Origin of the sequence: Streptomyces sp. NPDC020489 (assembly GCF_044386545.1) — a bacterium.
Taxonomy (GTDB): Bacteria; Actinomycetota; Actinomycetes; order Streptomycetales; family Streptomycetaceae; genus Streptomyces.
This window is the reverse complement of record NZ_JBIRUZ010000006.1, coordinates 332,615-346,520: the sequence shown is the minus strand read 5'-3', so window position 1 is coordinate 346,520 and position 13,906 is coordinate 332,615. Positions and strand designations below refer to the sequence as shown.

The window sequence follows — 13,906 nt, the reverse complement described above, 5'->3', positions numbered from 1 at the left end:
TTGGAGGAACCGTGTTCCGCAGCGCGTACGCAGACGTCCCACCCGTCGAACTCCCCATCCACGAGGCCGTACTGGGCCGGGCGGCCGAGTTCGGCGAGATCCCCGCACTGATCGACGGCACCGACGGCACCACCCTCACCTACGGCCAACTGGACGCGTTCCACCGGCGGGTGGCCGCCGGACTCGCCGAGGCGGGCGTGACCAAAGGGGACGTGCTCGCGCTGCACAGCCCCAACACCCTCGCCTTCCCCACGGCGTTCTACGCCGCGACCCGCGCGGGCGCCTCCGTCACCACCGTGCACCCCCTGGCCACGGCCGAGGAGTTCGCCAAACAGCTGAAGGACTCGGCGGCCCGCTGGATCGTCACCGTCTCCCCCCTGCTGGACACGGCCCACCGGGCGGCCGAACTCGCGGGCCGCGTCCAGGAGATCCTCGTCTGCGACACCGCCCCCGGCCACCGCTCGCTCCTCGACATGCTCGGCTCCACCGCCCCCGAACCGGTCGTCGACATCGACCCGGCCGAGGACGTGGCGGCCCTGCCCTACTCCTCCGGCACGACCGGCGTCCCCAAGGGCGTCATGCTCACCCACCGCCAGATGGCCACCAACCTCGCCCAGCTGGAACCGGCCGTCTCCGCCGGTCCCGGCGACCGCATCCTCGCCGTCCTGCCGTTCTTCCACATCTACGGCCTGACCGCCCTCATGAACGCCCCCCTGCGCCGGGGCGCCACGGTCGTCGTCCTGCCCCGCTTCGACCTTCAGACCTTCCTCGCCGCCATCCAGAACCACCGCATCACCGGCCTGTACGTCGCCCCGCCCATCGTCCTGGCCCTCGCCAAGCACCCCCTCGTCGCCGACTACGACCTCACGACACTCCAGTACGTCATCAGCGCCGCCGCCCCCCTGGACGCGGCGCTCGCCGACGCCTGCTCCCGGCGCCTGAACCTGCCGCCCGTCGGCCAGGCGTACGGCATGACGGAACTCTCGCCCGGCACCCACGTCGTCCCCCTGACCGCCATGCGCGAGGCACCCCCCGGCACCGTCGGCCGCCTCGTCGCCGGCACCGAGATGCGCATCGTCTCCCTCGACGACCCCGGCGCCGACGTCGGCATCGGCGAGGACGGCGAGATCCTCATCCGCGGCCCCCAGGTCATGAAGGGCTACCTCGGCCGCCCCGACGCCACCGCCGCGATGATCGACACCGACGGCTGGCTGCACACCGGGGACGTCGGCCACGTCGACGAGGACGGCTGGCTGTTCGTCGTCGACCGCGTCAAGGAACTCATCAAGTACAAGGGCTTCCAGGTCGCCCCGGCCGAACTGGAGGCACTCCTGCTCACCCACCCGGGCATCGCCGACGCCGCCGTCGTCGGCGCCCACGACGCCGACGGCAACGAGATCCCGCACGCGCACGTGGTCCGACAGCCCACCGCCACCGACCTCTGCGAGGACGACGTCATGACCTACGTCGCCGAACGCGTCGCCCCCTACAAACGCGTCCGCCGCGTCACCTTCGTCGACGGCGTACCACGCGCCGCCTCCGGGAAGATCCTGCGCCGACAGCTCAGGGAGCCCGCATGACCCTGATCGCCCGCACCCGCGCGCGCGGGATCGAGACCCTCACCCTCGACTCCCCGCACCGCCGCAACGCCCTGTCGGCCGCCCTGGTCGGCGAACTCGCCGCCGCGCTGACCGACAGCGGCAAGGACGGCGACGTACGCGCCGTCGTCCTCACCCACACCGGCAACACCTTCAGCGCCGGCGCCGACCTGAAGGACCCGCCGGACCCGGACGCCCTGGTGCGGCTCCTGCGGCAGATCGTCGAACTGCCCAAGCCGGTCGTGGCCCGCGTCACCGGCCACGTCCGCGCGGGCGGCCTCGGCCTGCTCGCCGCCTGCGACGTCCCGGTGGCGTCCACCGGGGCGACCTTCGCCTTCACCGAGGTCCGCATCGGGGTCGCCCCCGCGCTCATCTCCCTGACCCTGCTGCCCCGCGCCGACCCCCGCGCCCTCGCCCGCCACTACCTCACCGGCGAACGCTTCGACGCCGCCGAGGCCGCCCGCACCGGCCTGCTCACCGCCACCGGCGACGACGTCGACGACGTCCTCGCCCCCATCCTGGAAGGACTGCGCAAGGCCGCCCCCGACGCCCTCGCGGAGACCAAGCGGCTGCTCACCGCTAGGGTGCTGGAAGCCTTCGACCGGGACGCGGCCGACCTCACCGCGCTCTCGGCCCGCCTGTTCGCCTCCGCGCAGGCACGCGAGGGCATGACGGCCCTCCTAGAACGACGGGACCCCCCATGGGCGCTGTGAGCACGGTCGGCGACCGAGTGGAACGTACCCCCAAACAGGACCGCAGCCGCGCCACCCGGCAGCGCCTCCTCGAAGCCGCCGTGGCCTGCCTCGCCGAACACGGCTGGGCGGGCTCCACCGTCTCGGTCGTCGCCGAACGCGCCGGCGTCTCCCGGGGCGCCGCCCAGCACCACTTCCCCACCCGCGAGGACCTGTTCACGGCCGCCGTGGAGTACGTCGCGGAGGAACGCTCCACCGCCCTGCGCGCCCTCTTCCCCGAGGACACCACGGCCGACCGGCGCACCGTGGTGGCGGCCCTGGTCGACCTCTACACCGGCCCCCTCTTCCGCGCCGCCCTGCACCTGTGGGTCGCCGCCTCCAACGAGGAACAACTGCGCCCGCGGGTCACCGAGCTGGAGGCCCGCGTCGGCCGCGAGACCCACCGCATCGCCGTGGACCTCCTCGGCGCCGACGAGTCCACGCCGGGCGTACGGGAGACCGTCCAGGGCCTGCTCGACATGGCCCGCGGCCTCGGCCTCGCCAACCTCCTCACCGACGACGCCGGACGCCGGGAACGCGTCGTCGCCCAGTGGGCCGCGCTCCTCGACGACGCCCTGGGCTGAGCCCGCCCGTCCGACGCGCCCCGGCGCTCCTGCACTCAGGCGCTCCTGCATTCAGGCGCCCCGGCGCTCAGGGGCTCAGCCGCTCCACCCGCCAGCCGCCGTCCGGCTCCGCCACGTACCGCAACCGGTCGTGCAGCCGGTTCTCCCGGCCCTGCCAGAACTCCACCGACCGTGGAGCCACCCGGAAGCCACCCCAGTGCGGCGGCACCGGCACCTGCTCACCCTCCGGATAGCGGGCCTCCAGCTCGGCGTACGAGGCCTCCAGCTCGGCCCGCGTGGCGATCACCGAGGACTGCGCGCTGGCCCACGCCCCGAGCTGCGAACCGTGCGGCCGGGTACGGAAGTACGCCGCGGTCTCGTCCCGCCCGGTCCGGCGCGCGACCCCCGTCACGATGACCTGCCGGGCCATCGGGTGCCACGGGAAGAGCAGCGCGACGTACGGGTTCTCGGCGAGGTCCTGCGCCTTGCGGGAGTCGTAGTTGGTGTAGAAGACGAACCCCTGCTCGTCGAAGTGCTTGAGCAGCACCGTGCGCGAGGCGGGCCGCCCCTCCGCGTCCGCGGTCGAGACGACCATGGCGTTCGGCTCGAAGAGGCGGGCCTCCGTCGCCGCCTGCCGGAACCAGCGCGCGAACTGCGCCACCGGCGTCGCGGCCAGCTCGCTCTCGGCCAGGCCGTCGGCCCGGTACTGCTTGCGCATGGCGGCCGGGTCCGGGAAGGACGCGGGCTCGCCCGAGACGGTGTCTGCGTCGGTCACGCCGTCATCTTGCCGTACGGGATCCGCTGGAGGGCCGCTCGGGCCCACACCACCGGGATGGCACTCAGTGCCGCAAGCACTCCCCAAAGGTGGCACTCGGGGATATGGTTCAGATGTCGCAGCGGTGGGGTGACCACCCGCCGTACGGGGCATCACCGGGCCGCGTACGGGGCATCACCGGGCCGACCGACCAGCCGGAGCCGAGCCCTTGGCCGGTCGCCCCCAGCCACCCCGACAAGACCTGTCGCACACATCACGAGGAGCCGCCTGATGTCCGACCTCGACCCTGGCTTCGTACCCGGCCTCGAAGGAGTCGTCGCGTTCGAGACGGAGATCGCCGAACCGGACAAGGAGGGCGGCGCCCTGAGGTACCGGGGCGTCGACATCGAGGACCTCGTCGGTCACGTCTCCTTCGGCAACGTCTGGGGCCTGCTCGTCGACGGCGCCTTCCGCCCCGGCCTGCCGCCCGCCGAGCCCTTCCCGATCCCGGTCCACTCCGGCGACATCCGCGTCGACGTCCAGTCCGCGCTCGCCATGCTGGCCCCGGTCTGGGGCCTCAAGCCGCTGCTGGACATCGACGAGGCCCAGGCCCGCGACGACCTCGCCCGCGCCGCCGTCATGGCCCTGTCCTACGTCGCCCAGTCAGCCCGCGGCCAGGGCCGGCCCATGGTCCCGCAGAGCGAGATCGACAAGGCCCAGTCCGTCGTCGAGCGCTTCATGATCCGCTGGCGCGGCGAGCCCGACCCCAAGCACGTCGCCGCGGTCGACGCGTACTGGACCTCGGCCGCCGAGCACGGCATGAACGCCTCCACCTTCACGGCGCGGGTCATCGCCTCCACCGGCGCGGACGTCGCGGCGGCCCTCTCCGGCGCCGTGGGAGCCATGTCCGGCCCCCTCCACGGCGGCGCCCCCTCCCGCGTCCTGCACATGATCGAGGAGATCGAACGCACCGGCGACGCCGAGGCGTACGTCAAGCAGGCCCTCGACAAGGGCGAACGCCTCATGGGCTTCGGCCACCGCGTCTACCGCGCCGAGGACCCCCGGGCGCGCGTCCTGCGCCGCACCGCCCGCGAACTGGGCGCCCCCCGCTTCGAGGTCGCCGAGGCCCTGGAAAAGGCGGCCCTCGCGGAACTCCACGCCCGCCGCCCGGACCGCGTCCTGGCCACCAACGTCGAGTTCTGGGCCGCGATCGTCCTCGACTTCGCCGAGGTCCCGGCCCACATGTTCACCTCGATGTTCACCTGCGCCCGCACCGCGGGCTGGTCGGCGCACATCCTGGAACAGAAGCGCACCGGCCGCCTGGTCCGCCCCTCGGCCCGCTACGTCGGCCCGGGCTCCCGCGGCCCGCAGGAGATCGAGGGCTACGAGAACATCGCCCGCTAGCCGTCACACGCAGACGACCCGCGAGCTCGGGTCCTCCGCCTCACAGCGGAGAAGCCGGCCGGACGCACCGGCGAGCTCGCGGGTCGGGTGACTGCTTGGGATTGGGCCGGCTGCACGCTTCTTTCGCGCGCGGGTCCGGCACCGCACTGAAATGTGGTGACGGGCCGCTAGCCCGCAGCCACCTCTTCCGTCCGGTAGGAATACATCTGCCGAACCACCTCCCTTCTGAAGTAGCAGCAGCCTAAGAACCCGTCGGCGCTCGTTCAACCGCTTTTTCGGAAAGAGGAGCAGAGGGAGCCGCGACCCCTCACGGCGGCCCCGGCGGCGGCGATGGTGACGTGCGGGCTCGCGGATCCTCGCGCGAAGATCGAGATTGAGGTGTCCGCCCGGCGGGGAAGTGGATCTCGTGTCTGATTTTCGAACGTCTGGCTCTCGAACTCCTGAGCTCCGGATCGAGCCCGCCGTGGGTGACGCCATGCTGGAGCAGTGGCGGTATGTCCACAACGTGGTCATCCCGGCCGAGGAGCTGGACCTCGGCTCGGTGAGGGAGCGCAGCACGCGGTACCGGTTGGAGAACGCGTACGTCGGTGAGGTGCTCGTCGGCTGCTCGACCGTGCGGCCCCCGCGGGACGGCGCGGTGACGGTCATCGCGCGTGTGCTGCCCGAGCACCGGGGGCAGGGCTTCGGGACGGCCCTGTACGAGAAAGGGCTCGCCCACGCGCGCGTGCTCGGGGCCACGGCGATCGAGACCTGTGTGCTGGCCGTCAACGAGGACGGTCTGCGCTTCGCGGGACGGCGGGGGTTCACCGAGGTCGAGCGTTATGTGCTGCCCGGCGAGAGCGACCTGTGGGTGGACCTCCGGCTGGACCCGGTGCCCTAGAAGCCGACGCGGCGTACAACGATTCCCCCAACTTGCGGGAACCCGGTGTGTGCTGCGTCACGTTCCAGTTAGATGATTGCAAGTGAGCGAACCGACGTGCCGTAAGGACGGACGCAGCCGCAGGGGGTCCAGGTGAGTGCATCCCGGCGTAGTGGGACCACCGACGAGCTGGGGCCGGACGAGCCCGAACAGCCCGACGGCGCGGATCTGCTCGCCGCCCTGCTCGACGGGATGGACGCGGCGCTGTGCGCGTTCGACGCGGACGGCGTGGTCACCCACTGGAACCGTGAGGCGGAGCGGATCCTCGGCTGGACCGCCGCCGAGGCGGTGGGGCGGCAGGGTTTCGCGGGCTGGGCGGTGCGCAGCGCGGACGCCCAGGACGTCGAGGGGCGGCTGATGTCCGCCATGCGGGCCCCCGGGCGGCAGGTGCACGAGTTCGCCCTGGTGACCAAGGACGGCGGCCGGGTCCTGGTGCGCACGCAGTCGGCCGCCGTGCGCGGACCCGACGGCAAGCCGGCCGGGGTGTACTGCGCCTTCAGCGAGGTGCACACGCAGATCGACCTGGAGCGGTCCATCGCGCTGAGCGAGGCGCTGTTCGAGGACGCCAGCTGGGGCGTCGTCCTCGTGGACGCGGACCTCCGGCCCGCCGTCGTCAACACGCACGCCGCGCGTGCCCTCGGCATCGGCCGTACGGCCGCCCTGGGCCGGCCGCTCGGGGAGCTGCTCGCGCAGGGCGTGGAGGAGCTGGAGAGCGCGCTCACCCATGTGCTGGCCGAGGGTGCGCCGCCCGCGCCCGCCGAGATCTGGGTGAGCGTGCGCACACCGGAGGGCGAGCAGCGGCGCTGCTGGCGTTGCGGCTTCGTACGGCTGGCCTCGCCGCTCGCGGAGGAGCCGGTGCCGCTCGGGGTCGGCTGGCTCTTCAACGACGTGACCCAGGCCAAGCAGGCCGAGCAGGAGGCGGCCCTGCTGCGCTTCCGTACCAACCAGCTGCATCGCGCCGCCCGCGCGGCCGCCGAGTGCGAGAGCCCGGCCGAGGCGGCGACGATCCACCTGGACTTCGCGCTCGCCGGTTTCGCGGACCACGCCGTGATCGACCGGGTCGCGGGTGACCCGGCGGCCGAGCAGGACGGTCCCGTACGGCTGGTCCGGGTCGCCACGACGCCTTCCGGGGCGCCGGGTCCGAGCCTGGCGACCGGACAGGCGGGGCTGCCGGTGCGCTACGCCGAAGGGCATCCGGCGTTCCAGTGCGTGGAGCGGGCGGGCTCGGTGCGGGCGAGCGTGGGGGCGGTGCCGGCGGAGAAGGCCCGGCAGTGGGCCCTGGACCGGCAGTGGCCGGCGGACGCGGTGCACGCCCTGTGCGCGGTCCTGCGCAGCCGGGGGCGCACGCTGGGCGTCGTGACGTTCCTGCGTGGCGCCGGGCGCAGCCCGTTCGAGCGTTCGGACGCGGTGTACGCGGAGGACGTGGCGGTACGGATCGCCGCGGCGCTGGACCTGGCGGGGGCGCTACGGCAGTGAGGCGGGCGGGGACGCGCGGTCCGGGCGCCACCCGGACCCGCCCCGGGCCTCAACGCCGGTAGTAGATCCGGTCCCCGTACTCCTCGAACACGCGCGCGTTCCACTCCAGGCCGCCGTCCACGTTCCCCGATCGCAGCATGGGCGGCTCGATGCCGCGCCCGGCGAGGTCGGCCGCCGCCGTCGCCACGACGGCCTGGAGGAGGGCCGAGGTGACGACCGTGGAGGCGGGGGCGAAGGGGGCCGGGACCGTGTCGAGGGTGAGTTCCGCGTCCCCGATGGCGATCTTGGAGTCGAGGACGACGTCGCAGTGGTCCTTGAGGTAGGTGCCGGAGGAGTGCCGGGGGGTGGTCTCGGTGGCGTAGGCGACCGAGGTCACGCCGATGACCCGTACGCCACGCGCGCGTGCGGTCATCGCCATCTCCACGGGCAGCGCGTTGCGGCCGGACAGGGAGATGATCACCAGGGTGTCGCCGGCGCGCAGCGGGGAGGAGTCGAGGACGGCGCTCGCGAGGCCGTCGACGCGTTCCAGGGCGGAGCCGAGCGTGGCGGGCATGACGTCGACGCCGACGACACCGGGGACGGTGAGCAGGTTCATCAGCGCGAGGCCGCCGGCCCGGTAGACGACGTCCTGCGCGGCGAGCGAGGAGTGCCCGGCGCCGAAGGCGAAGAGCCGGCCCCCGGCGGCGACGGTGTCGGCGAGGAGGCTCGCGGCCGCGTCGATCCGCTCGGCCTCCTCGTCGCGGACCCGCCGCAGCAGGCCGATCGCGGCGTCGAAGAACCGGTCGGCGGGAGTGCCGTCGCTCATACGGGCCCCTTCGGGTCGGCTGTGTCGCGGATCACCGTGCGGTCTGGACCAGTCCGGTGTCAATACGGCCGTACGGAAGCCGCTCCGGAGCCGTGGTGGAGGCCCGCGGCGGGGCGGGGAGAGGGCCGAAACCGGCTCGTTTCACCGGCGCGGCACGGTTGTCAGTGCTATGCGTCAGAATTGAGGCCAGGGCCAGCGCACGCGCCGCGAAGTCGCCGCGCTTCCGGCAGATCTCATCGAGGGGCACGTATGTCCGGACTGATCGACACCACGGAGATGTATCTCCGCACCATCCTCGAGCTGGAGGAGGAAGGTGTGGTCCCCATGCGCGCCCGGATCGCCGAGCGGCTCGACCAGAGCGGGCCGACCGTCAGCCAGACGGTGGCGCGGATGGAGCGCGACGGGCTGGTGTCCGTGGCGAGCGACCGGCACCTGGAGCTCACCGACGAGGGGCGCCGGCTGGCGACGCGTGTGATGCGCAAGCACCGGCTCGCCGAGTGCCTGCTCGTCGACGTGATCGGCCTGGAGTGGGAGCAGGTGCACGCGGAGGCGTGCCGCTGGGAGCACGTGATGAGCGAGGCCGTGGAGCGGCGGGTGCTCGAACTGCTCCGGCACCCCACCGAGTCGCCGTACGGCAACCCCATTCCCGGCCTAGAGGAGCTCGGCGAGAAGGACGGCGCCGATCCGTTCCTCGACGAGGGCATGGTGTCGCTGGCCGACCTGGACCCGGGTCTGGAGGGCAAGACGGTCGTCGTCCGGCGGATCGGGGAGCCGATCCAGACCGACGCGCAGCTGATGTACACGCTGCGCCGGGCGGGTGTGCAGCCCGGTTCGGTGGTGAGCGTGACGGAGTCGGCCGGCGGGGTGCTGGTGGGCAGCGGGGGTGAGGCGGCCGAGCTGGCGTCGGACGTCGCCTCCCACGTGTTCGTCGCCAAGCGCTGACCGTCACGCCTCTCCTGTCGGGTCTTCAACTTCCGTGGAGTCAGGGGCAGTTGTGGCCCGTTGTCGATCTCGTCGAATCCACGATTCAATGCGCCGAATCGCAGCGCTCCGAGGCCCCGCGTGCGAGGCTGTCGCGTGAGGCATATGACCTGAGGGGGCGGGAGGATGTGCCGCAGACACAGGGGAAGCCCCGGCGCCGTGTGGCGCCGGGGCCTGTCCTCCCCTGTGCTGACCCGGAGCCCCGAGCTCCCAGGGTCAATCCCCTCGGACCGATGTCCCCGAGCGGTCCGCCTCCCGCTGAAGGTCTCCCCTCGGCGGCGGCGATCATTCCTGAGCAAGGTCACTCAAACGAGGGGTGTTGTCGGCGGAAGCCGTATTTTCGAATAGGCATTCGATAGCCTTCGGGTGACACGCCGGGCGGACTGTGCGCTTCAGGGAGGGGGAGCACACCAGCAGGCACGTCAGGCAGGGCGGGCAGGGCAGGCAGCAGACGGTTCGCGGACTTCGACGGACCCGTTGAGGGGGGTGCCAGGACCAATGGCGCGGCGTATCGACGTGACCGGGGCGGGCGGCGTCCGTCTCGCGGCCTGGGAGTTCGGCGACGCTCCCAAGACCGACCCGGCGAGGGACGCGACGGAACAGGGCGTCCGCGGGAGCGGCGAGACGGTCGGGCGTCCCGGCGGCCGGCGGACCGTCCAGGGCGCCCTCGACCGCACGCCCGGGGTGCTCTTACTGCACGGCCTCATGGGCCGCGCCTCCCACTGGGCCTCCACCGCCCGCTGGCTGTCCGAACGCCACCGGGCCGTGGCCCTCGACCAGCGCGGCCACGGCCGCAGCGACAAGCCCCCGCAGGCCTCCTTCACCCGCGAGGCCTACGTCGAGGACGCCGAGGCGGCCCTCGAACAGCTCGGCCTCGGCCCGGCGGTCCTCGTCGGCCACGCCATGGGCGCGCTGACCGCCTGGCAGCTCGCCGCCAAGCGCCCGGACCTGGTGTCCGGTGTGATCATCTGCGACATGCGGGCGTCCGCCCTCGGGGCCGCCTCGCAGCGGGAGTGGGCGGACTGGTTCCAGTCCTGGCCCGTCCCCTTCGCCACACTCGCCGACGTCCGCAAGTGGTTCGGCGAGGACGACCCCTGGGTGGAGCGCCCCAACCCCGCGCGCGGCGAGTTCTACGCCGAGGTGATGGCCGAGTCACCGGACGGCTGGCGGCCGGTCTTCGAGCTGGAGCAGATGCTGAAGTCCCGGGAGACCTGGGTCTTCGACGCGCACTGGGAGGAGCTGGCCCAGGTCCGCTGCCCCGCCCTGGTGGTCCGCGGACTCGACGGCGAGCTCGGTCGCGCGGAGGCCCAGGAGATGGTCCGGGTCCTGCCCCGCGGGGAGTACGCCGAGGTCGCCGACGCGGGCCATCTGGTGCACTACGACCAGCCGGAGGCCTGGCGGTCGGCGATCGAACCGTTCATCGACGCCCTGACGCCCTGACGTCGGCCGCCGCGGCGCCCTGCGCCTGGCGGTGCCCTGCGCCCTGGCGTTGCCCTGCGCCCCGCGGCGCCCTCAGCCCGGCGGTGCCCTCCGCCCTCACGGCGCCCCCGCCCAGCGGGCCCCCTCAGCCCCTGCTAACCGCCGCCAGAATCTCCGGCAACCGCGCTGCCGTGCGGGGTGCTGCCAGGCGTAGGCCCGCCAGCGTGATCGCCGTGCCGTAGGCCGCTCCCAGTGGAAGCAGCAGCCAGGTCCACGTCTCCCCGTCCGCGCTGATGTTCACCCAGATCGTCGGTGCGATGACGGGTGCGCACAGCAGGGCCGCGCCGACCATGCCGCCGAGGATCGAGATCCAGGCGAGGCCGCTCTGTCCGGGGGCCACGTTCTTGTAGCCCTCCTGCGGGATGGAGTACGGGAAGCGGGCGGAGGTCCACGCGCCCGTCGCCAGCATCGCGCCGAGCAGCGCGAGGGACAGCCCGAGCGCCTCGGGCAGCCGCGCCCAGTCGCCGAGCAACGCCGTGGTCAGGACGGTCACGCAGACCGCGTACGGCAGGGTGATCGCCAGCAGCGCCAGGGCCCGGCCGCGCAGCTCGACGTAGGCGTCTTGGGGTGAGGAGATGGTCAGCGCGACCATCCAGAACGCGGAGGTGTCCTGCCCGAACTGGTTGTACATCTGGATGCCGAGCATGCCCGCGGCGAAGCAGGCGAAGTAGATCGAGCCGGTGCCCTGGAGCGCGTTGAACACGGGCACGATCAGCCCGATCGCCAGCGAGGTCACCCACGCGGCCTTGGTCTTGGGATCGCGCCAGACGTAGCGCAGACTCCGCTCCACCACCGCCCCGGTACGCCCGGCGGGCAGCAGCCGTCCGAGCTTGGTCGAGGTCCGCTCACGGGGGCGGGAGTCACCGGCGGCCTGGAGGGTGGAGCCGTCGGGCGCGGTCATCAGCCGGGTCAGATGCCGGGCCCATACGGCGATCAGCGCCACCAGCGCCCCCGCGCTCAGCGCGAGTTGGGCGACCGCGACCCCGTAGGAGCCCTCGCTCACCGACCGCACCGCCCCGATCGCGGACGCCGGCGGCACCCACCTCAGCACGTCCGCCGCCGGGTCGAGCTCCCCCAGGCCGCTCGAACCCAGCCGCTGCGCACCGAAGTTGACCAGCTGCGCCCCGATCGCGATCACCAGCCCGCTCAGCACCGCCAGATCGCGGCCCTTGCGGCTGGTCAGCAGCCGGATGTTGGCGGCGGCCACGGCCCGCGCGAGCGCCACGCACACCAGCAGCGCGAGGACGACGGCGACACCGCCGACGGCGAACGCCGCCCCGCCGTGCGCCACCGCGATCACGGAGCCGACGAGCAGGCACAGCGTGAACAGCGGCCCGATCCCGACCAGCGAGGCCACCAGCAGCGCCCGCACCAGCGGCCGGGGCCGCAGCGGCAGCATCACCAGCCGCGTCGGGTCGAGCGTCTCGTCCCCGCCGGGGAAGAACAGCGGCATCACCGCCCACCCCAGCGCCAGCACCGCCACCAGCGGCACGACGACGGACCCGGCGTGCTCGTCACCGCGCAGCACGATCAGCCCGAGCAGCTGGAGCGCGGCGAACAGCAGCGTGACCACGGCCGACGCGACATACGCGGCCCGCCGCCCACCGGACTGCCGCAGGCCGTTCCTGAGCAGCGACAGCTTCAGCCGTACGACGACGGCGGTGACCTCGGCGCTCATCGCCCCGCCCCGCCGCCCAGCCAGTCCAGGTCCGACCCGGCGTCGCGCCCGCCGGCCCCGACGAGTTCCAGGAAGGCCTGCTGGAGCGAGGGAGCCGCGCCGCGGACCTCGGCGAGGGGGCCGTGCGCGCGGATGCGTCCGGCGGCCATCACGGCCACCCAGTCGCACAGCGACTCGACGAGCTCCATGACGTGGGAGGAGAAGACCACGGTGGCGCCGGAGGCGGTGTACCGCTCCAGCACCCCCCGGATGGTCTGCGCGGAGACGGGGTCGACGCCCTCGAACGGCTCGTCGAGGAAGAGCACTTCGGGATTGTGCAGGAGAGCCGCCGCGAGCCCGATCTTCTTCCGCATCCCGGTCGAGTAGTCGACGACCAGCTTGTGCTGCGCGCCCGCCAGGTCGAGGACGTCGAGCAGCTGGCCGGCCCGTTTGTCGACCTCCGCCGCGGGCAGCCCCCGCAACCGCCCGGAGTAGACGAGCAGTTCCCGCCCGGACAGCCGCTCGAACAGGCGCAGCCCCTCCGGCAGGACGCCGATCCGGGCCTTCACCTCGACGGGGTCCCGCCAGACGTCGTGCCCGACGACCTCGACGACCCCCTGGTCGGGCCGCAACAACCCGGTGATCATGGAGAGGGTGGTGGTTTTCCCGGCCCCGTTGGGACCGACGAGCCCGATGAACTTCCCGGCGGGCAACTCCAGATCGATCCCGGCCACGGCGACTTGCTGCCCGAACCGCTTCCAGAGCCCGCGAACACTTACGGCCGACGTCATGGAAGCCAACCTAAGGGGCGGGAACGCTCAGCGGTCCCGTCCGCAGGCGTAGGCGAGCGGTGAGATCAACTCTTCCGCGTCCGGCAGCCACCTGTTGGCGGGCGTGGGCCGGCAGGCCCACTGCACGGCCCCCCGCGACCCGTACCGGGTGGGCGGCGCCGCCACGAACGCCCCCTCGCCGAGCGCCACCAGGTCCAGCGAGGACGGCGCCCAGCCGAGCTTGCGCACCAGCTCCGGCACCTTCACCGAGGCGCCCGGCAGCACGAAGAAGTGCATCCGGCGATCCGGCGACAGGGTCACCGGCCCCAGCGTCAGCTCCATCCGCTCCATCCGCGCGAGCGCCAGGAAGCCGGCCGTCTCCGGGACGGAGATCGCGTCGAAGGTCCGCCCCGTCGGCAGCAGGATCGAGGCGAGCGGCTGCTTCGACCACAACCGGCGCGCGACGGTCGCACTGCCCGTGGCCTGCGTCGCCCAGTCCTCACGCGCGGGGTGCGCGCCGGGTGCGGCGCACGCCGCGTCGCCGCAGGAGCAGTGCTGCACCCCGTCGACGGCTTCCAGCCAGGTGCCGGGGAACACGTCCCAGTGGCGCTCCTCGGCATAGCGCACGGCGGTCTCCAGCAGCGATTCCCCGCGCTGCTTCGGAATCTGAGCGGCTTCGGTGCCCGCGATCGTCTCTTCCACGCTCAACACAACTCCCGCACCCACCTCGGGTTACGGCCCAGGCACCAGTGCCTGCGCGCGCGGGGGA

13 protein-coding genes and 1 pseudogene are annotated in these 13,906 nt (G+C 73.0%); 9 read left to right on the top strand and 5 right to left on the bottom strand.

Features of this window, described 5'->3' with window-relative positions; genetic code table 11:
- Window positions 1-11 precede the first annotated feature (11 nt).
- The 3 genes from ACH41F_RS18670 to ACH41F_RS18660 are packed head-to-tail and all read left to right on the top strand — an operon-like array spanning window position 12 to window position 2,913.
- Window positions 12-1,580 (top strand): AMP-binding protein, encoded by a 1,569-nt coding sequence (locus ACH41F_RS18670; RefSeq protein WP_391234184.1) that lies wholly within the window; start codon window positions 12-14, stop codon window positions 1,578-1,580.
- The gene (locus ACH41F_RS18665; RefSeq protein WP_391234185.1) at window positions 1,577-2,311 is read left to right on the top strand and encodes an enoyl-CoA hydratase family protein; all 735 of its coding nucleotides are present in this window, start codon (window positions 1,577-1,579) and stop codon (window positions 2,309-2,311) included. Before ACH41F_RS18670 ends, ACH41F_RS18665 begins: the two co-directional genes overlap by 4 nt.
- On the top strand, window positions 2,299-2,913 hold the full coding sequence (locus tag ACH41F_RS18660; protein ID WP_391234186.1) for a TetR family transcriptional regulator: 615 nt from the start codon (window positions 2,299-2,301) through the stop codon (window positions 2,911-2,913). Before ACH41F_RS18665 ends, ACH41F_RS18660 begins: the two co-directional genes overlap by 13 nt.
- A gap of 67 nt (window positions 2,914-2,980) precedes the next feature.
- Here the strand turns inward: ACH41F_RS18660 and pdxH are convergent, their stop codons facing one another.
- On the bottom strand, window positions 2,981-3,610 hold the full coding sequence (gene pdxH, locus ACH41F_RS18655; protein WP_391234419.1) for a pyridoxamine 5'-phosphate oxidase: 630 nt from the start codon (window positions 3,608-3,610) through the stop codon (window positions 2,981-2,983).
- A 327-nt stretch (window positions 3,611-3,937) separates the two neighbouring features.
- Here pdxH and ACH41F_RS18650 point away from each other — a divergent pair, with 327 nt between their 5' ends.
- From ACH41F_RS18650 to ACH41F_RS18635, 4 genes and pseudogenes are all read left to right on the top strand, one after another.
- Window positions 3,938-5,050, top strand: a complete 1,113-nt coding sequence (locus ACH41F_RS18650; protein ID WP_391234187.1) for a citrate synthase — start codon at window positions 3,938-3,940, stop codon at window positions 5,048-5,050.
- A 318-nt stretch (window positions 5,051-5,368) separates the two neighbouring features.
- Window positions 5,369-5,464: pseudogene (locus ACH41F_RS18645) on the top strand (RidA family protein); the annotation flags it as partial.
- 61 nt (window positions 5,465-5,525) lie between these two features.
- Entirely contained in the window at window positions 5,526-5,930 is a 405-nt protein-coding gene (locus tag ACH41F_RS18640) for a GNAT family N-acetyltransferase (protein WP_391234421.1), read from the top strand.
- Between the two features lie 132 nt (window positions 5,931-6,062).
- The gene (locus ACH41F_RS18635; RefSeq protein WP_391234188.1) at window positions 6,063-7,445 is read left to right on the top strand and encodes a PAS domain-containing protein; all 1,383 of its coding nucleotides are present in this window, start codon (window positions 6,063-6,065) and stop codon (window positions 7,443-7,445) included.
- Between the two features lie 49 nt (window positions 7,446-7,494).
- Here ACH41F_RS18635 and ACH41F_RS18630 read toward each other — a convergent pair whose 3' ends face one another.
- A complete protein-coding gene (locus ACH41F_RS18630) occupies window positions 7,495-8,250 on the bottom strand; it encodes a sugar isomerase domain-containing protein (protein WP_391234189.1) in 756 nt (251 codons plus the stop codon).
- 249 nt (window positions 8,251-8,499) lie between these two features.
- Here ACH41F_RS18630 and ACH41F_RS18625 point away from each other — a divergent pair, with 249 nt between their 5' ends.
- Together ACH41F_RS18625 and ACH41F_RS18620 are read left to right on the top strand one after the other, a co-directional pair.
- The gene (locus ACH41F_RS18625) at window positions 8,500-9,192 is read left to right on the top strand and encodes an iron dependent repressor, metal binding and dimerization domain protein (protein ID WP_391234190.1); all 693 of its coding nucleotides are present in this window, start codon (window positions 8,500-8,502) and stop codon (window positions 9,190-9,192) included.
- 537 nt (window positions 9,193-9,729) lie between these two features.
- The gene (locus ACH41F_RS18620; RefSeq protein ID WP_391234191.1) at window positions 9,730-10,671 is read left to right on the top strand and encodes an alpha/beta fold hydrolase; all 942 of its coding nucleotides are present in this window, start codon (window positions 9,730-9,732) and stop codon (window positions 10,669-10,671) included.
- 124 nt (window positions 10,672-10,795) lie between these two features.
- Here ACH41F_RS18620 and ACH41F_RS18615 read toward each other — a convergent pair whose 3' ends face one another.
- The 3 genes from ACH41F_RS18615 to ACH41F_RS18605 are packed head-to-tail and all read right to left on the bottom strand — an operon-like array spanning window position 10,796 to window position 13,848.
- Window positions 10,796-12,388, bottom strand: a complete 1,593-nt coding sequence (locus ACH41F_RS18615) for a transporter (protein ID WP_398836606.1) — start codon at window positions 12,386-12,388, stop codon at window positions 10,796-10,798.
- Window positions 12,385-13,158: an ATP-binding cassette domain-containing protein gene (locus ACH41F_RS18610; protein WP_391234193.1), complete on the bottom strand. Its 774-nt coding sequence runs from the start codon at window positions 13,156-13,158 to the stop codon at window positions 12,385-12,387. Before ACH41F_RS18610 ends, ACH41F_RS18615 begins: the two co-directional genes overlap by 4 nt.
- A gap of 27 nt (window positions 13,159-13,185) precedes the next feature.
- Window positions 13,186-13,848, bottom strand: a complete 663-nt coding sequence (locus tag ACH41F_RS18605; RefSeq protein WP_391234194.1) for a bifunctional DNA primase/polymerase — start codon at window positions 13,846-13,848, stop codon at window positions 13,186-13,188.
- Window positions 13,849-13,906: the final 58 nt, after the last annotated feature.